The sequence below is a fragment of the Aeromonas sp. MdU4 genome (assembly GCF_041929505.1).
Lineage (GTDB): Bacteria > Pseudomonadota > Gammaproteobacteria > Enterobacterales > Aeromonadaceae > Aeromonas.
The window spans coordinates 77,389-98,977 of record NZ_JBHFMW010000006.1; the positions used below are offsets into that span (position 1 = coordinate 77,389).

At 57.1% G+C, this 21,589-nt stretch carries 23 protein-coding genes; 3 read left to right on the top strand and 20 right to left on the bottom strand.

Features of this window, described 5'->3' with window-relative positions; genetic code table 11:
- From tppA to murJ, 7 genes are all read right to left on the bottom strand, one after another.
- Complete coding sequence (gene tppA / locus ACE1BR_RS04015; RefSeq protein WP_374867830.1) at positions 1-408, bottom strand: type IVa pilus pseudopilin TppA; 408 nt, start codon at positions 406-408, stop codon at positions 1-3.
- A 110-nt stretch (positions 409-518) separates the two neighbouring features.
- The gene (gene ispH / locus ACE1BR_RS04020) at positions 519-1,454 is read right to left on the bottom strand and encodes a 4-hydroxy-3-methylbut-2-enyl diphosphate reductase (RefSeq protein WP_374867832.1); all 936 of its coding nucleotides are present in this window, start codon (positions 1,452-1,454) and stop codon (positions 519-521) included.
- Positions 1,454-1,906: an FKBP-type peptidyl-prolyl cis-trans isomerase gene (gene fkpB, locus ACE1BR_RS04025; protein ID WP_139707732.1), complete on the bottom strand. Its 453-nt coding sequence runs from the start codon at positions 1,904-1,906 to the stop codon at positions 1,454-1,456. Before fkpB ends, ispH begins: the two co-directional genes overlap by 1 nt.
- A complete protein-coding gene (gene lspA / locus ACE1BR_RS04030; RefSeq protein ID WP_042059689.1) occupies positions 1,903-2,400 on the bottom strand; it encodes a signal peptidase II in 498 nt (165 codons plus the stop codon). The genes fkpB and lspA overlap by 4 nt, the downstream gene beginning before the upstream one ends.
- Positions 2,400-5,261 carry an isoleucine--tRNA ligase gene (gene ileS, locus ACE1BR_RS04035; RefSeq protein WP_374867834.1) on the bottom strand — a complete coding sequence of 954 codons (2,862 nt, stop codon included), beginning with the start codon at positions 5,259-5,261 and terminating at the stop codon, positions 2,400-2,402. The genes lspA and ileS overlap by 1 nt, the downstream gene beginning before the upstream one ends.
- Positions 5,261-6,235 carry a bifunctional riboflavin kinase/FAD synthetase gene (ribF, locus tag ACE1BR_RS04040; protein ID WP_374868061.1) on the bottom strand — a complete coding sequence of 325 codons (975 nt, stop codon included), beginning with the start codon at positions 6,233-6,235 and terminating at the stop codon, positions 5,261-5,263. The genes ileS and ribF overlap by 1 nt, the downstream gene beginning before the upstream one ends.
- Before the next feature lie 143 nt (positions 6,236-6,378).
- Entirely contained in the window at positions 6,379-7,944 is a 1,566-nt protein-coding gene (murJ, locus tag ACE1BR_RS04045) for a murein biosynthesis integral membrane protein MurJ (RefSeq protein ID WP_374867836.1), read from the bottom strand.
- Between the two features lie 191 nt (positions 7,945-8,135).
- On the opposite strand from murJ, the gene rpsT reads away from it, so the two are divergent.
- Positions 8,136-8,399, top strand: coding sequence for a 30S ribosomal protein S20 (gene rpsT, locus ACE1BR_RS04050; RefSeq protein WP_005308808.1), 264 nt, complete (start codon positions 8,136-8,138; stop codon positions 8,397-8,399).
- A 49-nt stretch (positions 8,400-8,448) separates the two neighbouring features.
- On the opposite strand, the gene ACE1BR_RS04055 is transcribed toward rpsT, so the two are convergent.
- The 8 genes from ACE1BR_RS04055 to rppH form a co-directional block, all read right to left on the bottom strand.
- Positions 8,449-8,751 (bottom strand): ArsR/SmtB family transcription factor, encoded by a 303-nt coding sequence (locus ACE1BR_RS04055; RefSeq protein WP_374867838.1) that lies wholly within the window; start codon positions 8,749-8,751, stop codon positions 8,449-8,451.
- 50 nt (positions 8,752-8,801) lie between these two features.
- Positions 8,802-9,734: a transcriptional activator NhaR gene (gene nhaR / locus ACE1BR_RS04060; RefSeq protein ID WP_374867840.1), complete on the bottom strand. Its 933-nt coding sequence runs from the start codon at positions 9,732-9,734 to the stop codon at positions 8,802-8,804.
- Positions 9,721-10,128: a hypothetical protein gene (locus ACE1BR_RS04065; protein WP_374867842.1), complete on the bottom strand. Its 408-nt coding sequence runs from the start codon at positions 10,126-10,128 to the stop codon at positions 9,721-9,723. Before ACE1BR_RS04065 ends, nhaR begins: the two co-directional genes overlap by 14 nt.
- Positions 10,125-11,315 carry a Na+/H+ antiporter NhaA gene (gene nhaA / locus ACE1BR_RS04070; protein ID WP_374867844.1) on the bottom strand — a complete coding sequence of 397 codons (1,191 nt, stop codon included), beginning with the start codon at positions 11,313-11,315 and terminating at the stop codon, positions 10,125-10,127. The genes ACE1BR_RS04065 and nhaA overlap by 4 nt, the downstream gene beginning before the upstream one ends.
- A gap of 224 nt (positions 11,316-11,539) precedes the next feature.
- Positions 11,540-12,334 carry a thymidylate synthase gene (gene thyA / locus ACE1BR_RS04075; RefSeq protein ID WP_374867846.1) on the bottom strand — a complete coding sequence of 265 codons (795 nt, stop codon included), beginning with the start codon at positions 12,332-12,334 and terminating at the stop codon, positions 11,540-11,542.
- Entirely contained in the window at positions 12,334-13,158 is an 825-nt protein-coding gene (lgt, locus tag ACE1BR_RS04080) for a prolipoprotein diacylglyceryl transferase (protein ID WP_374867848.1), read from the bottom strand. Before lgt ends, thyA begins: the two co-directional genes overlap by 1 nt.
- 67 nt (positions 13,159-13,225) lie before the next feature.
- The gene (ptsP, locus tag ACE1BR_RS04085) at positions 13,226-15,505 is read right to left on the bottom strand and encodes a phosphoenolpyruvate--protein phosphotransferase (protein WP_374867850.1); all 2,280 of its coding nucleotides are present in this window, start codon (positions 15,503-15,505) and stop codon (positions 13,226-13,228) included.
- 14 nt (positions 15,506-15,519) lie between these two features.
- Positions 15,520-16,047, bottom strand: a complete 528-nt coding sequence (gene rppH, locus ACE1BR_RS04090; RefSeq protein ID WP_033135511.1) for an RNA pyrophosphohydrolase — start codon at positions 16,045-16,047, stop codon at positions 15,520-15,522.
- A 733-nt stretch (positions 16,048-16,780) separates the two neighbouring features.
- Between rppH and mutH the strand changes: the two genes are divergently transcribed.
- Both mutH and ACE1BR_RS04100 read left to right on the top strand, forming a co-directional pair.
- Positions 16,781-17,455 (top strand): DNA mismatch repair endonuclease MutH, encoded by a 675-nt coding sequence (mutH, locus tag ACE1BR_RS04095; RefSeq protein ID WP_374867852.1) that lies wholly within the window; start codon positions 16,781-16,783, stop codon positions 17,453-17,455.
- A gap of 80 nt (positions 17,456-17,535) precedes the next feature.
- Positions 17,536-17,859 (top strand): isoamylase early set domain-containing protein, encoded by a 324-nt coding sequence (locus tag ACE1BR_RS04100; RefSeq protein ID WP_374867854.1) that lies wholly within the window; start codon positions 17,536-17,538, stop codon positions 17,857-17,859.
- A gap of 106 nt (positions 17,860-17,965) precedes the next feature.
- Here ACE1BR_RS04100 and rplS read toward each other — a convergent pair whose 3' ends face one another.
- The 5 genes from rplS to ffh form a co-directional block, all read right to left on the bottom strand.
- Positions 17,966-18,313 (bottom strand): 50S ribosomal protein L19, encoded by a 348-nt coding sequence (gene rplS, locus ACE1BR_RS04105; protein WP_005313505.1) that lies wholly within the window; start codon positions 18,311-18,313, stop codon positions 17,966-17,968.
- 32 nt (positions 18,314-18,345) lie between these two features.
- Positions 18,346-19,095: a tRNA (guanosine(37)-N1)-methyltransferase TrmD gene (trmD, locus tag ACE1BR_RS04110; RefSeq protein WP_374867856.1), complete on the bottom strand. Its 750-nt coding sequence runs from the start codon at positions 19,093-19,095 to the stop codon at positions 18,346-18,348.
- A gap of 34 nt (positions 19,096-19,129) precedes the next feature.
- On the bottom strand, positions 19,130-19,651 hold the full coding sequence (gene rimM / locus ACE1BR_RS04115) for a ribosome maturation factor RimM (protein WP_042059665.1): 522 nt from the start codon (positions 19,649-19,651) through the stop codon (positions 19,130-19,132).
- 24 nt (positions 19,652-19,675) lie between these two features.
- Positions 19,676-19,924, bottom strand: coding sequence for a 30S ribosomal protein S16 (rpsP, locus tag ACE1BR_RS04120; protein ID WP_042059663.1), 249 nt, complete (start codon positions 19,922-19,924; stop codon positions 19,676-19,678).
- 177 nt (positions 19,925-20,101) lie between these two features.
- Complete coding sequence (gene ffh, locus ACE1BR_RS04125) at positions 20,102-21,478, bottom strand: signal recognition particle protein (protein WP_236365011.1); 1,377 nt, start codon at positions 21,476-21,478, stop codon at positions 20,102-20,104.
- Positions 21,479-21,589: the final 111 nt, after the last annotated feature.

Consider the following 21,589-nt stretch of genomic DNA (forward strand, 5'->3'; position numbering starts at 1 on the left):
CTAGTTCCAACAACTATTGTTGGTTGCATTGCTGATATTTTTTGCGCTTTTGGTGCCATTTTGATCGACGGAGAAAATGATGCAGTCTTGGTCAGAGCCCTGCGCACCAGAAGCCGTCGCTGTCAGCGTATAAGTGCTAGCAGCAGCAGAAATAACCAGATGGTAAAAGCCGGAGTCTGAATTTTCGGAGATATTGAGTGCCGCTGCCGATGACGCGTACTGATTGAAGTCCATAAAATAGCTCTCTTGCCGATTGGCAGCATCAAGTAGCATCTTTTTGGCATCAACACGATGACTGGTCAGCAGGTATTGCTGATAAGAGGGGTAAGCGATGGTGCCAAGAATCGCCACAATGGCGACGACAATCATCAGCTCAATAAGGGAAAAGCCACGAAAGTATCCAATCATATCCCATCCTTGGTGACAGACTGCTTCATAAGTTTAACGCCGAGCCTGTCACTAGAACAAACCCGGCGTCAATATCATTGCACTTTATTCTTAAGCCTTGCTGGCATCACTCAAATGATTCTAAGTTCGGGAGGAACCTCAAAGACGACGTTCTCTTCGCGGCCAGGGTGCTCAGCAACCACCTTGCCACCCAGCTCGCGCAGACGAGTGATGACGGATTGCACCAGTACCTCGGGGGCGGAGGCGCCAGCAGTCACGCCGATCGCCGTTACCCCTTCCAACCAGCTGGCATCAATCATGGAGGCATCGTCGATGAGGTAGGCCTTGGCGCCCACCTTCTCGGCCAGCTCCCGCAGGCGGTTGGAGTTGGAGGAGTTGCGCGACCCCACCACCAGCATGGCCTGCACCAGCCCCGCCATCTCCCGTACCGCATCCTGACGGTTCTGGGTGGCGTAGCAGATGTCATCCTTGCGCGGCCCCTGGATCTTGGGGAAGTGCTTGCGCAGCGCATCGATCACGTCAGAAGTCTCGTCCACGCTCAGGGTGGTCTGGGTGACGAAGCAGAGATCATCCGGATTCTTCACCTTGAGCCTGGCCACATCTTCCGGTGTCTCCACCAGATACATGCCGCCTTCGCGATTCTCGTACTGCCCCATGGTCCCGATCACTTCGGGGTGGCCAGCGTGACCGATCAGCACAGCTTCAGAGCCCTTGCGGCTGGCACGATGAACCTCCATGTGCACCTTGGTCACCAGCGGACAGGTGGCATCGAATACCTTGAGGGCGCGGGACTTGGCCATCTCGCGCACCGTCTTGGCCACGCCGTGGGCGGAGAAGATGACGATGCTGTCATCCGGCACCTCATCAAGCTCCTCGACGAATACAGCGCCCGCCTCTTTCAGCTTGTTTACCACATAGCGGTTATGCACCACCTCGTGGCGGACATAGATCGGGGCCCCGAACTTCTCCAGCGCGCTCTCGACAATGCTGATGGCGCGATCAACACCGGCGCAAAAACCGCGAGGGTTAGCGAGCAGAATATCCATTAGTGCACCTTCTCCTCATCATCAACGCCCAGGATCTCCACCTCGAAGGTGACGGTATGACCGGCCAGCGGATGGTTGAAATCGACCGTCACCGACATCCCGGCCACTGCCCGGATGATGCCCGGCAACTCGCTGCCATTGGGCTGATCGAACAGGATGATGGTGCCGACTTTTGGCTCCACATCGGCGCCAAACTTGGCACGGTCGAGATGGTAGATGTTGTCGGGATTGGAGAGGCCAAATGCCTGCTCCGGCGCCAGCGTGAAGCTCTTGCTCTCCCCTTCGCACAGGCCCAGCAGGCACTGCTCGAAGGTCGGGGTCAGGCTGCCATCGCCCATCCGCAGGCGAGCCGGTTTGCCGTGCAGCGTAGTGCTGTCGGCAACCGAACCATCTTCCAGCTTGATGGAGAAGTGGAACAACACGCTGCTGTTAGCGGTGATCTGCTGGCTCATGCCTGCTCCTTTTTCTCACCACGGAAACCGTCCAGCACAATCATGGCGGCCCCGATAAAGATAAAGCTGTCAGCCAGGTTAAATGCCGGCCAGTGCGCACGCTGCCAGTAGAAGTCGAGGAAGTCGACCACATGGCCCAACACCAGTCGATCAAAGACGTTGCCAAGGGCACCACCGATGATGAGTGAATAGGCGATACCGCTCCAACGCTGGGTCACCGACTGCTTGCGCAGCCAGTGGATCAGCAATCCACAAATGGCAAAGGCGAGCAGTGCGAAGAACCAGCGCTGCCAGCCCCCCTGATCAGCCAGAAAGCTGAACGCAGCACCCTTGTTGTAGACGTGAACCAGATTGAAGAAGGGGGTGATCTCCACCCCCGGGTAACCAAATGGCAGCAACTTGACCACGGCGAGCTTGCTCGCCTGGTCCAGTACAAAGGCCAGTACTGCCAGCCACAGCCAACGCAGGCCACTTTTATGTTGAGTCATGTTCATCAGGCAAATTGACGCGTTTCGCCGTCACCCTCAACGTTGGTCACACAGCGACCACAGATCTCTTCATGACCCGCGATGGTGCCCACGTCTTCCACATGGTGCCAGCAGCGGTCGCACTTGGCGGCAGCAGACTGGGCCACGCTCAGCCACAGGTCATCACGTTCGGTCGCCACAGAACCTTCCGGTGCAGTGTCAGCCACCACCACCTTGGCTTTGGAAGTGAGCAGCACGAAGCGCAGCTCATCGGCCAGGGCATTCAGGCGCGCAGCCAGTTCCGGCTTGGCGAACAGGGTCAGCTCAGCCTGCAGGGAACCGCCGATGCGCTTCTCGCCACGGGCTACTTCCAGCGCCTTGTTCACTTCACCGCGCACGGTGAGGATCTCGGCCCAGAAGTTGTCGTTGAGGGTTTCACCGGCTTCCAGCCCGAACAGGCCGTCGTACCACTCTTCGGTGAACACGAACTCACCGCGCTCACCCGGCAGCAGAGCCCAGATTTCATCGGCGGTGAAGCTCATGATCGGCGCCATCCAGCGCACCATGGCCTCGGCGATGTGATAGAGGGCGGTCTGGCAGGAGCGACGGGCCAGGCTGTCGGCCTTGGCGGTGTACTGACGATCCTTGATGACATCCAGATAGAAGGAGCCCATCTCGATGGAGCAGAACTGCATCAGCTTCTGAGTCACACCGTGGAAGTTGTACTCGTCAAATGCCGCCATGATCTCGGCCTGTACCGCTTTGGCACGACCCACCGCCCAGCGATCTACCACCACCATGTCGGCAGGCGCAACCATGTCGGTCGCCGGGTTGAAGCCGTTCAGGTTGGCCAGCAGGAAGCGAGCGGTGTTGCGAATACGGCGATAGGCATCGGCAGAGCGCTTGAGGATCTCGTCGGAGACAGTCATCTCGCCGGTGTAGTCAGTACTCGCTACCCAGAGACGCAGAATGTCGGCGCCCAGCTTGTTCATTACGTCCTGCGGGCTGACCACATTACCGATGGACTTGGACATCTTGCGACCCTGACCATCCACGGTGAAGCCGTGAGTCAGCACCTGGTTGTACGGGGCCTTGTCTTTCATCGCCACGCCGATCATCAGGGAGGACATGAACCAGCCGCGATGCTGGTCAGAGCCTTCCAGATACATGTCGGCCGGGTTGCCGTTGAACTCGGGACGGGCATCGACCACGGAGGAGTGGGTTGAACCGGAGTCAAACCAGACGTCCAGGGTGTCAGGCACCTTGTCGTACATGTCGGCGTCGCTGCCCAGCAGCTCGGCCTTGTCCAGATCCCACCATGCCTGGATGCCGGACTGTTCAACCCGCTTGGCCACTTCGTGCATCAGGCGCACGGATTCCGGGTGCAGCGCCTGAGTCTCTTTGTGGACGAACAGGGAGATAGGCACACCCCAGGTACGCTGACGGGAGATACACCAGTCAGGGCGGTTCTCGACCATCGCCTGAATGCGGTTTTTACCCCAGGCCGGAACCCAGCCGCTCTGGCCGTGCTGTTTGATACCGTCTTGCTCGATACGCTCGATCTCTTCCAGCGCGCGCTTGCGCAGACCCTTCTGCTCCATGCTGATGAACCACTGCGGAGTGGCACGGAAGATGATCGGGGTCTTGTGACGCCAGCAGTGCGGGTAGGAGTGATTGAACACCTTGTGATGCAGCAGCGCGCCACGCTCGGTCAGAACTTCGACCACAGAGGCGTTGGCCTTGAACACATGCTGGCCAGCAAACAGTTCGGTATCCGGCAAGTAAACGCCGTTGCTGCCAACCGGGTTGGCCACTTCCAGACCGTACTTCTGACCGACCACAAAGTCTTCCTGACCGTGGCCAGGGGCGGTGTGTACCGCGCCGGTACCGGCATCCAGAGTGACGTGGTCACCCAGTACCACCGGCACGTCGAAGCTGTAGAAGGGGTGGTTGAAGCGCAGCAGCTCGAGCGCGGCGCCCTTGGCATAGCCCAGATTGTGGAACTTCTCGATACCGGCGCGATCCATGACGTCCTTAACCAGCTCAGCGGCCAAGATCAGACGCTCGGGGTGCTCCCCTTCCACCTGCACCAGTGCGTAATCCAGATCGGCGTGCATGGCGATGGCGCGGTTGGCAGGCAGAGTCCACGGAGTGGTGGTCCAGATCACCGCAGAGAGCGGGCCCTTGCCGGTGTGACCTTCGGCGCAATCAAACTTGGCAGCAACGGTTTCCTCATCGACGGCCTTGAAACGCACATCGATGGATGGAGAGTTCTTGTCGTAGTACTCCACTTCGGCTTCAGCCAGCGCGGAGCCACAATCGGTACACCAGTGCACCGGCTTGGAGCCTTTGTGCAGGTGGCCGTTTTCAACGATCTTGGCCATGGAACGGATGATGTTGGCTTCAGTGCCAAAATCCATGGTCAGGTAGGGATGTTCCCAGTCGCCCAGCACACCCAGACGGATGAAGTCAGTCTTCTGCGCTTCGATCTGGGTCTTGGCGTATTTGCGGCACTCGGCGCGGAATTCGGCAGCGGAGACCTTCTCACCCGGCTTGCCAACCATGCCTTCCACTTTCAATTCGATGGGCAGACCGTGGCAATCCCAACCCGGCACATAGGGGGAATCAAAACCGGAGAGGCCCTTGGACTTGATGATGATGTCTTTGAGGATCTTGTTGACCGAGTGACCGATGTGAATGTTGCCGTTCGCATAGGGGGGGCCATCATGCAGAATGAAAGAAGGCTTGCCCGCTTTGGCGCGGCGAATAGCGCCGTAGAGATCCTGATCGTACCAACGCTTGAGCATGTTGGGTTCGCGCTTGGCCAAATCGCCACGCATCGGAAACTCGGTTTCCGGAAGATTCAGGGTGTGTTTATAGTCGCTCATCAGTCCTGGGTTCCCTTCTTTGCTAAAAGAGTGCTGGGTAAATTGAATTGTGGCAGCCCGAACCAGGCTCGGGCCGCCAGGGCATCTTGTTCGATCTGCTCTTTCAAGGCAGTGAAAGAGGCAAACTTCTGCTCTTCGCGCAGCTTGTGGCGAAGCAGCACCTTGACCTGTTGACCATATAGATCGCCAGAAAAATCAAAAAGATGTACTTCCAATCTGGCTTGTGTACCGCTCAAGGTCGGCCGTACACCCACATTGGCTACACCGGGGAAGGTCTTGCCGGAACATATCACTTCCACCGCAAACACGCCACCAACCGGGATCACCTGGCGCTTGAGGGCCAGATTGGCGGTAGGAAATCCTATGGTGCGGCCCAGCTTGTCGCCGTGAGCCACTCGGCCGCTAATGGTGTAAGGGCGGCCGAGCATCAGTTCCACCTCCGCCATCCGGCCCGCTTTGAGCGCCTCGCGCACCAAGGTGCTGCTGACCCGCTGCCGCTCGAGCTGGAAGCTCTGGGTGCTGATCACCTCAAAACCGAAGCGGCGGCCCGCCTCCTCCAGCAGGTGGAAGTCACCTGCCCGCCCCTTGCCGAAGCGAAAATCGTCGCCGACCACCAGATAACGCACGCCAAGTTTCTCCACCAGCAACTGCTCGATAAAGGTCGCAGCGGCTTGCTCGGCAAAACGGTGGCTGAAGCGCACACAGAGCATTCGGTCGATCTGCAGCCCCTTGAGCGCTTCATATTTCTCCCGCAACCGGCTCAGACGCGCTGGCGCCTCGCTACCGGCAAACAGCTCAAGCGGCTGTGGCTCAAACAACATGACACAGGCGGGCAACCCCAAATGGGCCGCTTTCTCCCTGAGACGAGCCAATACCGCATGATGACCCTGATGAACCCCATCAAAGTTGCCAATGGTCAATACACATCCCCGGTGACGGGGCTTGAGATTGTGAATGCCGCGAATAAGCTCCATCAGTGCCTTGTGCGTTGCTGCCATGGAAATCGGCGGATTATATATCAGGCAGCAGGCAGGGTCAGCCCTGTTGCGGCTCCGATTTCAGCTATCCCGGCCAGAATGCTGGCTCAGCCGACACTATCCGGCACCGCCAAAGCAGATTAATCCTCACGACCCGCTCTCAGATCTCTTGGCCGGATCCCCAGTGCCAGCAACACACCGGCATAGATGGCAACGCCCAGTGTCAGCAGCATGGTCAGCTGCATGCTCGCCTTACCCATGTGCCAGGCGCCCCACTGGGCCAGGTCTGGTGAGAGATAGCCAAGCACGCCACCCATCAGCAGACTGGCGGCCAGCAGTTTGAGGCAGAATATACCGGTATGGCGCGAGGGTCGGTAAACGCTCTGCTGATAGAGCCCTTTGAACAACAAGAGTGCATTCAAGGTGCCTGAACAGGCGGTCGAAAGCGCCAGCCCCACATAACCGAGCGGATAGATGAAGACCAGGTTACAGGCCATATTGGCAGCCATCGACATCATCCCGATCCGCACCGGCGTCCTGGTGTCCTGGCGGGCGTAGTAACCCGGTGCCAACACCTTAATCAGCATCAAGGACAACAGTCCGGTCGTGGAGGCAAGCAAACTGGCGCTCGACATGCTTACCTCATGCATACCGAACTCGCCGCGCATGAACAGCACCCGCAGGATGGGCTCACGCAGTACAGCGATACCCACCATGGCAGGCATGCCAAGCAGCATCACCATCCGCACTCCCCAATCCATGGTGCGGGAGAAGTCGGCCGGGTCGGCATCCACGTGTTTCTTGGCCAGCGCCGGCAGAATGACGGTACTGATGGCAACGCCAAACATGCCGAGCGGAAACTCCAGCAACCGATCCGAGTAGTAAAGATGACTGATGGCACCGGTCGCCAGGAACGATGCAAGCATGGTGTTAAGCAGCAGGTTGATCTGGCTGACCGATACCCCGAACAGCGCCGGGATCATCAGGGTACGGATCTTCACGACCCCCGGATGGTGCCAACCCCACTTGGGCCGCACCAGCATGTTGATCTGGCGCAGGAACGGGAACTGGAACAGGAACTGCACCAGACCACCGAGAAAAACACCGATAGCCAATGCCAGCTCGGGGTTATCGAGCCAGGGCGAGATCCACCAGGCGGCGGCGATCATGGTGATGTTGAGGAAGATCGGCGTAAAGGAGGAGACCCCGAAACGCCCAAAGGTATTGAGAATAGCTCCCGCCATGGCGGTGAAGGTGATAAACCAGAGATAGGGGAAGGTGATCTTGAGCATCAGGCTCGCCATCTCGAACTTCTCGGCGGCAGGCCCCCCGTGCAACCAATCCCAAAACCAGCCCCAGCCAAACAGGGCAGTCAGCACGCCAGAGCCCAGCACACCGAGCAGGGTGACCACGGTCACGATCCCCCCGAGAGTCCCCGCCACGGCAGCCAGCAGCTCACGCACTTCGCTCTCGTCACCTTTTTTTCGGTACTCGGTCATCACAGGGACAAATGCCTGATTGAAAGCACCTTCGGCGAATAACCGACGCAAGAAGTTGGGAATGCGATTGGCAAAGAAGAAGACGTCGGCAGCGACCCCGGCACCGAGCAGATTGGCGATAACCACATCGCGAACCAAGCCCATTACACGGGATGCCAGCGTCATTCCGGACACTATCATGCCGGATTTGATCAATTTCTTACTCAAGACAAGGCCTCTGGAACTGTCAGAATGAAAAGAATGCTGCTAGAATCGGCCGACAGTTTAACCGTCTCCCTACCGACACACCACCGGGAGGCGGTGTTTATTTGCACAAATCATTTGACATTATGTGGTTGGAAGGGCATATTTCCGGGCCTTTTCAATACACTCGCTAAGACAGTTTTAGGAGTTTTACCTTGGCTAACATCAAATCTGCTAAGAAGCGCGCTCTTCAGTCAGAAAAACGCCGTCAGCACAACGCCAGCCGTCGTTCCATGACCCGTACTTACCTGAAGAAAGTCATCGCTGCTATCGCCTCTGGCGACAAAGCTGCCGCGACTGCCGCTTTCGCTGTTGCTCAGCCGATCATGGATCGTATGGCGACCAAAGGCCTGATCCACAAGAACAAAGCTGCTCGTCACAAGAGCCGCCTGTCTGCCCAGATCAAAGCTATGGCTTAATCAGCATTCGCTGATCAAAGCTGAAAAAACCGGCCTTAGTGCCGGTTTTTTATTTATCTGCGCTGCAGTAAAGTCGATGTAGCAAACTGATCATTTCGCGCACCTCATGGCTGCGCAGCGAATAGTAGACCGTTTGCGCTTCTTTGCGCGTCGTCACCAGCTCATCCCGCCGCAACAGTGCCAAATGCTGTGACAAGGCCGACTGACTCAATCCCAATCGCTCGTTGAGCTCCCCCACCGACAGTTCCCGCTCCAGCAGATGGCACAGGATAAAGAGCCGCCGTTCGTTGGCTAGCGCCTTGAGCAGGGCGACCGCCCGACTGGCACTGGCTTCCATCTCTTCAAGTTGCATCACATTCTCCTCTGCCGCCCATTGTCGATGATACGTGGTGACGCGCCATTTTAAAACGACAGGGTAGCGGGCTGGATGGCAGAGAAGTTCTCCTGGCCGGAAAAGAGGAAGGTAAAATCGCTCTCGCAGACCCGCTTCACCGCCGGATGCTGGATCATCCGCTCGGCGAAAATGACGTAATACTCCTCCATCAGATCCTGGGTCTCCCCGATCAGCATCACCCCCTCCCCTTCAAGGATCTCATCACGATAGATGGTGGGGGCCATGAAAATCCCCTGATTGAAGAAACCAAACGCCTTCATCAAGGCCGCATCATCGAACTCGCCAAGAATGCTGGGGGAGACCCCCTGCTGCTCAAACCACTGGGTCAACTGGCGTCCCATGGCGGTACGACGACCGGGGATAAGCAACTTGCGCTCTTCCAGACAGGCGGGAAAGGGCTTCTCGGGCAACGGCGCCTTGCAGAAGAAGCTGACGCCACAGCCGCCCAGCCGTTTGGAGAGCAGCCCCGCATGCTGACTGGAGTCCACCGGACAGTCTGAGAGGATCATGTCGAGCTTGTGCTCACTCAGCTGCTCCAGCAGCAATTCATGGGTCGATTCGAAGCAGCGCAGATGGATGGAGCCATCATTGGGGATAACGGAGAGCAGCACGCGGCTGGCAAGACGCTTGGAGAGGGCATCGGCGATGCCGACGTCAAACAGGATCTGGCTCTCCTTGCGGTAGTTGACGATATCGAGCATCTCGTAGGAGAGGCTGAACATCTTGTCGGCATAACGAAACACCAGCTGGCCCAGCTCGGTCGCCTCGAGCGAGCGCCCCTTGCGTTTGAGCAGCTTGCCACCGAGGCGCTGCTCCAACAGCTTGATCTGACCGGTGACAGTTTGCGGGGTCAAAAAAAGGGCTTCCGCTGCCTGGGTAACGGAGCCCTTCTTCTGAGTCATCCAGAAATAATAGAGATGGTTGTAGTTAAGGTGTGACATCCGATGGGGTTCCCGCTTGACGCGGACTCCGGTAGCAGCTGAGTTCAACCGCCAGAATGTCATACATGTCGCTGACCGAGTCAACCTTGTTCGCGCCAAACTGCTCCATCAGACTGGCCTTGAGACGGGCCTTGTCCGGCATTCGCTCGCTACAATATCGCCTGTTTGACTGTTTGACCCGTTCGCCAGCCCGGCTGCTCAGTGCCCGCTCGGAGAAGGTCTCACCAAAGCGCGCCTTGGCCTGCTTGTCTCCCAGCAGCAGGGCGCTGTCTACCACCCCGTTGAGATAGGCCGAGCAGTTCACCGACGCAGCATCCTGCTTGCAATCCTCCAGCCCGCCAGCCCATGCCATTGGGCTCAGCAACAGTATCAACAACCCTGTATGTAGCTTCATAGTCCCTCCGTACTCTGTTCCCCTTCACCCTTGGGAAGGGCCATGCGCAAGGCCAGATAGCCGACCACTGCCGCCATGGTGGAGCCCACCAGGATCCCGAGGCGAGAGTAGCTGCCGTAATCCAGCCCACCGTGCTCGAAGGCGAGCGATGCGATAAACATCGACATGGTGAACCCGATGCCACAGAGGATGCTGACCGCAAAAATCTGCTTGAAGTTGACCCCTGGCGGCAACTGGGCGATGCCCAGCTTGACCGACAGCCAGCTGATGGTGAACACCCCTAGCGGCTTGCCGATAAACAGCCCCAGCATGATGCCCACTGGCACCGGACTCAGCAGGGAGGAGAGACCGATCCCCTCCAGCGAGACCCCGGCGTTGGCAAAGGCAAACAGCGGCAGGATCAGATAGGCACTCCATGGATGCAACTTGTGCTCCAGATACTTGAGCGGCGAGGCGTAACGCTTGCCGTTAAGCGGAACCATAAAGCCAACCACCACACCCGCCAGGGTCGCATGGACACCAGACTTGAGCACCGCTACCCAGAGCACCAGGCCGACCAGCATATAGAGGCTGATCCTGTCCTCACCGCGGCGGTTCATCCACAGCAGCGTCAGGGTCGCCAGAATACCAACCGTCAACGCAGCCAGCGACAGCTGCTGGGTGTAGAACAGCGCGATGATGATGATAACGCCCAGGTCATCCATGATGGCCAGTGCCAGCAGGAATACCTTGAGGCTCACCGGCACCCGCTTGCCGAGCAGCGCCATCACCCCGAGGGCAAAGGCGATATCGGTCGCAGCCGGGATCGCCCAACCAGCGCGCGCCACTTCATCCGAGTAGTTGAAAAAGGCGTAGATCAATGCCGGTGCCAGCATGCCACCCACCGCCGCAATGGCCGGAAAGGTCGCCTGAACCCGGGTAGAGAGCGCCCCTTCCAGCATTTCACGCTTCACTTCCAAGCCAACCAGCAGGAAGAAGATCGCCATGAAGCCATCGTTGATCCAGAGCAGCAACGGCTTGTTAATATCCAGTGCCGCAATACGCACCTGCACCGGTGTATCCAGGAATGCCTGATACCCACCCGCCAGCGCGCTATTGGCCAAAATCATTGCCAGCATGGCCGCCATGATCAGAATAATTCCGGAGGCGGCCTCCAGCTTCAGGAACTTTTTGATTACGTCACTCATGATTAAATTTTCCACCGTATTGCTTTGATTTGAGTCTATATCCTGCAACAACCAATGAAAAATCGTTTCTTACTGCTAGATTCAACGGAAAAACCGAAAGCAAAACAAAACACACCTGCTATAAGCATGTTTTCCATCTGCCTCTAACCACCAAAAAAATAATCAATAAAGTGCATTTTCAACTACTTGCATGCATAAAAAAGGCGCCCTGAGGCGCCTTGCAATCAGATGGCGACGGGCGCCTTGATCCCCGGGTGGGGGTCATAACCCTCGATCTCGAAATCCTCGAACTTGTAGTCGAAGATAGAATCGGGCTTGCGCTTGATCACCAGGGTCGGCAGCGGACGTGGCTCACGGGAGAGCTGCAGCGCAGTCTGCTCCATGTGGTTGGAGTAGAGGTGCACATCACCACCAGTCCAGACGAAGTCACCCACTTCCAGATCGCACTGCTGGGCCATCATATGGGTCAACAGAGCGTAGCTGGCGATGTTGAACGGCAGGCCGAGGAACACATCACAGCTGCGCTGATAGAGCTGGCAGGAGAGCTTGCCATCCGCCACATAGAACTGGAAGAAGGCGTGGCATGGGGCCAGCGCCATCTTGTCCAGCTCGCCCACGTTCCAGGCAGAGACGATGATGCGGCGCGAATCCGGGTTGTGCTTGATGTCATCCACCGCTTTTTGAATCTGGTCGATGACAGACCCGTCAGCCGCAGGCCAAGAGCGCCACTGGGCGCCATACACCGGCCCCAGATCGCCATTCTCGTCTGCCCACTCATCCCAGATGCTGACGCCATTTTCCTTCAGATAGGCGGTATTGGTATCGCCATTGAGGAACCAGAGCAGCTCGTGAATGATCGAGCGCAGGTGGCACTTCTTAGTGGTCACCAGCGGGAAACCTTGCGCCAGATTGAAGCGCATCTGATGGCCGAACAGGGAGACGGTACCGGTGCCGGTACGGTCGGACTTGACGGTACCCTCATCGAGGATCTTCTGCATCAGGTCGAGATAAGCTCGCATTATTTCGCCTCCTTCACGGCATTACCAAACAACTGTGGGCGCTTGTAGGCTGCCCAGATCATCAGGGCACCGGCGATAATCATCGGGGTGGAGAGAATCTGGCCCATGCTGATCTCCTGGAAGTAGAGACCCAGCTGGCTGTCCGGCTGGCGCACAAACTCGACCAGGAAGCGGAACAGACCATAGAACAGCAGGAACATACCGGAGATGGCACCACGGGGCGGATTCTTGCGCCAGAACAGGTTGAGGATGATAAACAGCACTACCCCTTCCAGGGCGAACTGATAGAGCTGGGAGGGGTGACGCGGCTCTGGACCGGCCTCCGGGAAGATGATGGCCCAGGGCACATCGGTGACCCGGCCCCACAGTTCGCCGTTGAGGAAGTTGCCGATCCGGCCAACACCGAGACCAAACGGAATGAGCGGAGCCACAAAGTCAGCCACGGTGAAGAAGTGGCGCTTGGTCTTGTGGGCAAACCAGATCATCGCGGTGATAACCCCGATCAGGCCGCCGTGGAACGACATGCCACCGGTCCAGATCTTGAACAGGTAGGTCGGATCCGCGAGGAAGAGATCGAAGTTATAGAACAGTACGTAACCAATTCGGCCTCCGAGGATCACCCCGAGAAAACCGTAGAACAGCAGGTCGGACACCTCGTCGCGGGTCCAGCCGCTGTTCGGCGCATCGGCGCGACGGCCGGCAAGCCACATGGCAAAAGCGAAACCAAACAGGTACATGAGCCCATACCAGCGTACCGATAGTGGTCCCAAACTGAATGCTACGGGATCAATCTGCGAGAAAACCCAATATCCATCGTGCTGCATAAGCGGCCCCAGTCATAAGAAAAGCCGCATTTTCCGATCATTCGTCAGCAGGGACAAGGCATGATTATCAATCACTCTGTTTCGATTTATGACCGGCTCGCAGTAAACCGCCCAAACCATGCTCCTCCAGATAGCGGGCAAACAGGCCGCGCAGCACATGGGGATTGTCATGTTTGAGGCCATCGGCCATCAGCTCGGTCAACTCGCTCAGGGTGGATTGACGCAGCACGTACTTGATCCGGGCGATGTTGTGGGTGTTCATACTGAAGCGGCGATAGCCCATGGCCAGCAGCAGCAGCACACCGACCGGATCACCGGCCAGCTCGCCACAGACCGAGACCGGCTTCTGGTAGCGATGGGAGGCATCAACCAGCTGTTGCAGGGCGCGGATCACTGCAGGATGGAAGGCATCGTAGATATTGGCGACCCGGGAGTTGTTGCGATCCACCGCCAGCAAGTACTGGGTCAGGTCATTGCTGCCCACCGACCAGAAGTCGATGAGCGGTGCCATCTCCGGCAAGATAAAGAGGGCTGAAGGCACCTCGATCATCACCCCGAGGCTGGGGTAGCGGATCACCGCATCACGGCTGGCTGCCTCTTCCGACACTTCCCGCCACGCCTGATCCAGCAGGCGACGGGAGGCTTTGATTTCGCTGACGCTGCTGATCATCGGCAGCATGATGGCCAGGTTGTCGAGCCCTTCGCTAGCCCGCAGCATCGCCTTGAGCTGCACCAGAAACAGCTCCGGGTGATCCAGGGTGATCCGGATCCCCCGCCAGCCAAGGAAGGGGTTCTCCTCGACGATGGGGAAATAGGGTAACGGCTTGTCGCCGCCCACATCCAGCGTCCGCATGCAGACCGGCCGGTTGCGATAGGTCTCCAGAATGCCGCGATAGCGAGCGGTCTGCTCCCACTCGGAGGGGAAGCTCTCCTGCAGCATAAAGGGGATCTCGGTGCGATAGAGGCCCACCCCGTCCGCCAGCTGGTTAAGAGATATTTCTGTATCAGCACTGAGACCGGCGTTGAGCAGCAGGGAAACCTTGGTGCCATCAGCAGTTTCAGATGGCAGATTGTCGACTGTGCGCACCAAGGTATCGAGCGCCCGCTCTTCATTAAGCAGCTGACGATACTCGGTCAGGATCACCTGATTGGGTTCGATGAAGAGATCGCCGCTGTAGCCATCGACGACCAGCATGCGACCACCAATGTCGCCAAGGGGCAGATCCACCCCCATGATGGCGGCCACCCCCATGGCGCGGGCCAGAATGGCCGCGTGGGAGTTGGTGCCCCCCTTGAGCGATACCACCCCGGTCAGATATTCGCGGGGCACTTCTGCCAATATGGTGGCGGTCACCTCATCGGCAACCAGTACCACCGGCTCGCCGATGGAGATATGTTCCGGTTCGTTCTGCACCAGTCGGCTGATCAGCCGCTGGGCAATATCCTTCACGTCGGTAGAGCGCTCCTGCAGGTAGGGATCCTTCATCCCCTTGAACTGCTCGATCAAGCGATCGCTGATCAGCTTGACCGCCGAGACGGCAGTCCAGTGCTCCTTGCTCACCTTGTTACGAATGGGCTTGATGTAGCCGGGATCGTTCAGCAGATGCAGGTAGATATCGAAGATCGCCACCGAGTCCTGGCTGTAGCTCTCGCGAAAACGCAGTGCCAGACTCTCCAGATCGTGGCGCACCTCCTCCACGGCCAGCTCCAGCCGCTCCAGCTGGCTGGCATGGTCTTCATCCTTGCGCGGGGTAATGGACGAGAGCGCCTTGCGCGGCCGCCACACCCAGGCCTTGGCCATGGCGATGCCGCTGGCCCCGGCAATACCGCGCAGCGGCTTACTCCAGTCGGTCTTCTGCAACCACCCCTTGGCCTGCGCCTGGGCGATACGCGCCGCCAGCTGAGCCGCCAGGGTGACCATGAAGGACTCCTCCCCTTCATCGAAGCGGCGGCTCTCCTTCTGCTGCACCACCAGAATGCCGACCACCTGACGCTGGTGCATGATGGGGGCGCCCAGGAAGGAGCGGAACGCCTCTTCGGCAACATCGGGCAGGAATTTGAAACTGGGGTGCGCGGGGGCATCAGCCAGGTTGATCAGCTCTTCCCGCTGACCCACCAGACCGACGATCCCCTGCTCGTAGGGCAAGGTCACCTTGCCAACTGCGGAAGGGGCCAAGCCGTCGGTAGCCGCCAGTCGATAGCGGCGCACCTCGGGTTCCGAGACATAGACGGAGCAGCAGTCCACTGCCATGGCGTGCCGGGTCTGGCTCACCAATGCCTGCAAGGCCTGCTCGAGGGTATTGGCCTCGGCCATGCTCTCGACGATACGTCTCAGTTCCGTTAACAACTAATCTGTGCTCCTTAACGGGCGCGGTTGCGTCGCCCATCCTTCTTGTTGACCTGCACTGCCGGCACTGGCATCGCCAGCGGGGCAAACTCTTTCATGACCCGGCGGTAAACCTCCCGCTTGAACGAGACAACCTGACGCACCGGGTACCAGAAGCTGACCCAACGCCAGTCGTCAAATTCGGGATGGCCATGACAGCCAAACTGGATCCGCGATTCCCTGCCCGGACCAAGTTGTAACAGGAACCATTTTTGCTTTTGGCCAATACAGACCGGTGAACTGTCCCAGCGGACAAGACGTTTGGGTAAACGGTACTTTAGCCAGTTACGACTGGTGGCCATGATGGTCACATCTTCGGGCTTGAGGCCAATCTCCTCATACAGCTCTCGATACATGGCCTGCTCCGGCGTTTCACCATCATCAACCCCCCCCTGCGGAAACTGCCAGGAGTGCTGCCCATAGCGTTTAGCCCACAACACTTGTCCTTCACGGTTACAGATCACGATACCGACATTGGGACGAAATCCGTCGCCATCAATCACGTGATCACCTTATAAAGGCTGAATCTATAAGGAGATTGTTCCACATTCACTCCGTGGCAGCAAACAAGGAGTGAATCCCCTGTTTCATGAATAACTTTCAATTTCAAACATACTTATAAACAAATCCAAAGATCCGCTCCCCCAAGTTGCCCACCCAGCCTGTGCATAAAGCTGTTAGCAAACGGGTATACACAGTACTTTTTAACTGTATGCGAAAAGCAGCGGCTCACACCACCACTCAATGATAAATAAATAAATGCATTAATATACAATAAATTACAGGCAAACAACTGGATCTAGATCCATGTCGCTACGCGCACAAGATCCATGATCCGGATTGTGAACAAGTCCAACTGTTCAAAGATCCACCACGGCCAAATTATCCACAGGAGTGGCACAATATCTGCCCCGTTTCCCCTGTAAAAATGGGGTGGCATTCACAATTTTTTGTAACATCTCACCGAGTCTCCCCACTTTCATCCACTTATCCAAGATTTCTGTGGATAACTGTGTGTAACATCATGCACAAACCCTTGGACAACTATTTCGAGGTCAAACCAGGCCAGGATCACTGCTCGATAAAACAGACAAAACGCTTTAAAATCATAATGATGAGCTGATAGTCGCCAAACTCTTTGCATTTGATCGTATCCACTCAGGATCGGTTATAAAAACAGCGATCCTTCTCGGGATCCTCCCCTGTTAGAATATGGCAAGCAAGATGGAGCCAACTATGCCAAGCAATCCCCAATCCGAGCAGGAGTTATTGAGCCGCGCCTATGCCATGGCCGGCTTCACGCTGGCGCAACTGGCAGCCGAGGCTGGCGTCGCTGTGCCCAACGATCTGCGCCGTGACAAGGGATGGGTCGGCCAGTTGATCGAGCTGCAACTGGGAGCCAGCGCAGGGAGCAAGCCGGAACAGGACTTCCCGGAGCTGGGGATAGAACTCAAGACGATCCCCGTGGATCCTCAGGGCAAACCGCTGGAGACCACCTTCGTCTGCGTTGCACCGCTGATCGGTGTCAGTGGCCAGCGCTGGGAGGAGTCAAACGTGCGCAACAAGCTCTCCCGGGTGCTCTGGATCCCGGTGGAAGGCAGTCGGGAGATCCCGGTTGGCGAACGGCGAGTCGGCATGCCACTGATGTGGAGCCCGAATGAAGAGGAAGATCAGCTGCTACGTCAGGACTGGGAGGAACTGATGGATATGATAGTTCTGGGGGAAGTGGAGCAGATCAGTGCTCGCCACGGCCAGGTGATGCAACTGCGGCCCAAAGCTGCCAACAACAAGGCGCTGACTCGCGCCATCGGCCGCGATGGTCAACCCATCATGACCCTGCCGCGCGGCTTTTATCTCAAGATCGACTTCACCCACAGCCTGCTACAACGTTATTTTGCCTTGCCAGCTTGATCTGCCTTATCAACATCTTTGTCATATGATGGTATAAAAATGGGCAGGAGCCATTTTTAACTCACAGACAAGGAGGCGTCATGCCGCTGACCAAACAGTTTCTGAAGTCCAAGCCCGAGGTCAAGGTGACCTTTGCCGTAGAAAAAGAGGCCGCCGCAAACGCGGAACAGGTGATGCTGATCGGCGAGTTCACCCAGTGGCAACCGGTCGAACTGAAACGCATGAAGAGCGGAGAATTCAAGACCACCCTCAATCTGCCGACCGACGGGCCGGAGAGTTTCGAGTATTGCTACCAGTTCATCACCCCGGAGGGAAATACTCGCTACGAGAATGACTGGCAAGCTGATGCCTATGTACCCAGCCCCTACGGGCGCGACAACTCGGTGGTGCGAGTGATCCAGTAACGGCAACCAGATAGCCAATAGACGGATACAAAAAAGCTCGCCATTGGCGAGCCTTTTCACTACCTGTCGAGCTTTCGCCGACATATCGACACCAATTCGAATCGAATTAGTTGAGCTTCTCTTTGATACGAGCAGCTTTACCGGACAGGTTGCGCAGGTAGTACAGTTTGGCGCGGCGAACATCACCACGACGCTTCAGTTCTACACTGTGGATCAGCGGAGAGTGAGTCTGGAATACACGCTCAACACCTTCGCCGTTGGAGATCTTGCGAACGGTGAAAGCAGAGTGCAGACCGCGGTTACGCTTGGCAATAACGATGCCTTCGAAAGCCTGCAGACGCTCTTTACCACCTTCTTTAACACGAACTTGAACACGTACAGTGTCGCCCTGGGCAAAAGCCGGGATGTCGGTACGCAGTTGCTCTTGTTCAAGCTGCTGAATAATCTTGCTCATTGTCTTTCCTTACCTAGGATAAACTGAAAACTCTACTTAACGCTGTCACGCACTTCGCGGACATACTCGGCAAGAAGTGATTCTTGCTCGTCAGTCAGAGCTAGGTTGTTAATAAGTTCCGGCCTTCTTTGCCAGGTTCGTCCGAGCGACTGTTTGAGACGCCAGCGTCGAATCACTTCGTGATTGCCGCTTGTCAGCTCCTCGGGCACCGCCAACCCATCCAACACCTCCGGCCGAGTATAGTGGGGATGATCCAGCAAGCCATCCGTAAAGGAGTCTTGCTCGGCACTGGCCTGATCGCCCAAAACCCCGGGGACCAGACGCGAAACCGCATCGATCAGGGTCATGGCAGGCAACTCGCCACCACTTAACACGTAATCCCCGATAGACCACTCTTCGTCGACTTCGGTTTGTATCACGCGTTCATCGATACCTTCGTATCGACCGGCTACCAGAATCAGTTTCTGATTCGTCGCCAACTCGGTTACGCCCGCTTGAGTCAGCTTGCGCCCCTGAGGAGAGAGATAGATGACTTTCGCCCCGTCTCCCGCCGCTTGCTTGGCTGCATGAATCGCGTCACGCAGCGGCTGAACCATCATTAACATGCCGGGCCCACCACCATAAGGACGATCATCGACCGTACGGTGTTTATCGTGGGTAAACTCCCGGGGGTTCCAGCACTCAATCTGCAGCAGGCCACTCTTGACGGCCCGACCCGTTACCCCGTGCTCGGTAATGGCTCGGAACATTTCAGGAAAGAGGCTAATGACCCCAATCCACATAAGAAACCTCCGGCACCCGTGTTAGCGCGGGAAACTAGAAACCAGGATCCCAATCAACTTCGATTGTTCGAGCAGTCAGATCAATATTCTTGATCACCTGCTCTTCCAGGAACGGAATCAACCGCTCCTTTGCGCCAAAGGCATCTTTTACATTGGCCTCAACCACCAACACATCGTTGGAGCCGGTTTCCATCAATTCGGTCACCTTGCCCAGGTCGTATCCCTTGGTGGTCACCACAGAGCAACCAATCAGGTCACGCCAGTAGAACTCACCTTCAGGCAACGCAGGCAACAGATCGGCGGGTACGCCAATCTCGACATTGGTCAATGCCAGGGCATCTTCGCGCACATCGATACCATCGAGTTTGCAGATCAGACCCTTATTGTGACGTTTCCAGGATGAAACCCGAATTTCACGCCACGCCCCGTTCTGATTAATCAGCCAGGGGTTGTAATCGAAAATCGCTTCGGCAACATCGGTGAAGGAGTTCACTTTAAGCCAGCCCTTGATGCCATAAACGGTACCCAGGGTGCCCAGAACTATAGGTTTTTCCACCTTAACTCCTTACCGTTTAGCTGATTAAGCAGCTTTTTTAGCGTCTTTGATCAGCTTGGCAACGCGGTCAGAAACAGCGGCACCAGTAGCAACCCAATGCTCGATACGAGCCAGGTCCAGGTTCAGCTTTTCGGCAGAACCAGCAGCAACCGGGTTGAAGAAACCAACGCGCTCGATGAAGCGACCGTCACGGGCGCAACGGCTGTCAGAAACTACTACCTGGTAGAACGGACGCTTTTTCGCGCCACCACGTTGTAAACGAATGGTTACCATATCGTCCTCATTAACATCTAATGAACAAGGCCCGCAAACACGCGGACCCTAGCTTAAAATAAGCCGCGTAATTCTACTTGGATTCGTAATAATTGCAACCAAGCCAGCCATTTTTTGCGCAGAACAGCAATGAAAAGGGGCCTGCCGCTGCAGACCCCTATCAACACGCAGGCCGGATCAGAACGGACCGCGACCGCCACCGAAACCGGGGGGCATCATGTTCTTCATCTGGCTCATCATCTTGCGCATGCCGCCCTTGCCGGACATTTTCTTCATCATGCGCTGCATCTCGGTGAACTGCTTGAGCAGCTTGTTCACGTCCTGCACCTGCATGCCGGAGCCTGCGGCGATACGGCGTTTGCGGGAACCCTTGATGAGATCGGGATGGGCACGCTCCTTGGGCGTCATGGAGCTGATGATCGCCTCCATCCGTACGGTGAGCTTGTCATCCATCTGATCTTTCACGTTATCCGGCAAGCCGGACATACCTGGCAGCTTGTCGAGCATCCCCATCATGCCGCCCATGTTGCGCATCTGGGCCAGTTGCTCGCGGAAGTCCTCCAGATCGAAGCCTTTACCGCTCTTGACCTTGCTGGCCAGCTTGGCCGCTTTCTCTTTGTCGACGTTGCGCTCGACTTCCTCGATCAGCGACAGCACATCGCCCATGCCGAGGATGCGGGAAGCGAGACGATCCGGGTGGAACGGCTCCAGCGCATCGGTCTTTTCACCCATACCGATAAATTTGACCGGTTTGCCAGTGATGTGACGCACCGACAGGGCGGCACCACCGCGGGCGTCGCCATCCGCCTTGGTGAGGATCACACCGGTAAGCGGCAACGCTTCGTTGAACGCCTTGGCGGTGTTGGCGGCATCCTGACCAGTCATGGCATCGACCACGAACAGGGTTTCGACCGGCTTGATGGTAGCGTGCAGATGCTGGATCTCGGCCATCATCTCGCTGTCTACGTGCAGACGACCGGCGGTATCGACGATCACCACGTCATAGAACTTCTTGCGCGCCTGATCGATGGCGGCGGTGGCTATGTCGACCGGCTTCTGGCTGGCGTCGCTCGGGAAGAAGTCAACCCCGATGTCGCTAGCCAGGGTCTCCAGCTGCTTGATCGCCGCAGGGCGGTAAACGTCGGCACTGACCACCAGCACCTTCTTCTTGCTGCGCTCTTTGAGCAGCTTGGCCAGTTTGCCAACCGTGGTGGTCTTACCGGCACCCTGCAGACCCGCCATCAGGATGATCGCAGGCGGCTGGGCAGCCAGATTGAGCTGTTCGTTGGCCTCCCCCATCACGGTGACCAGTTCACCGTGCACAATCTTGATAAATGCCTGGCCCGGGCTCAGGGATTTGGCCACTTCCTGCCCAACCGCGCGCTCTTTGACGCGCGCTACGAAATCACGCACTACCGGCAGGGCGACATCCGCCTCGAGCAGCGCCATGCGGACTTCGCGCAGGGTTTCCTTGATATTGTCTTCGGTCAGGCGACCACGGCCACTGACATTGCGCAAGGTGCGCGAGAGTCGTTCAGTCAAATTCTCAAACATGACGGATTCCGGTTCTTGGCGTAATAAATTGGGGGCATTATAACCCAGAGCGGGCGCGAGGACGATTATTCACCGCACCGCAACCATAGGGATCTTCTCCCTATATATGGG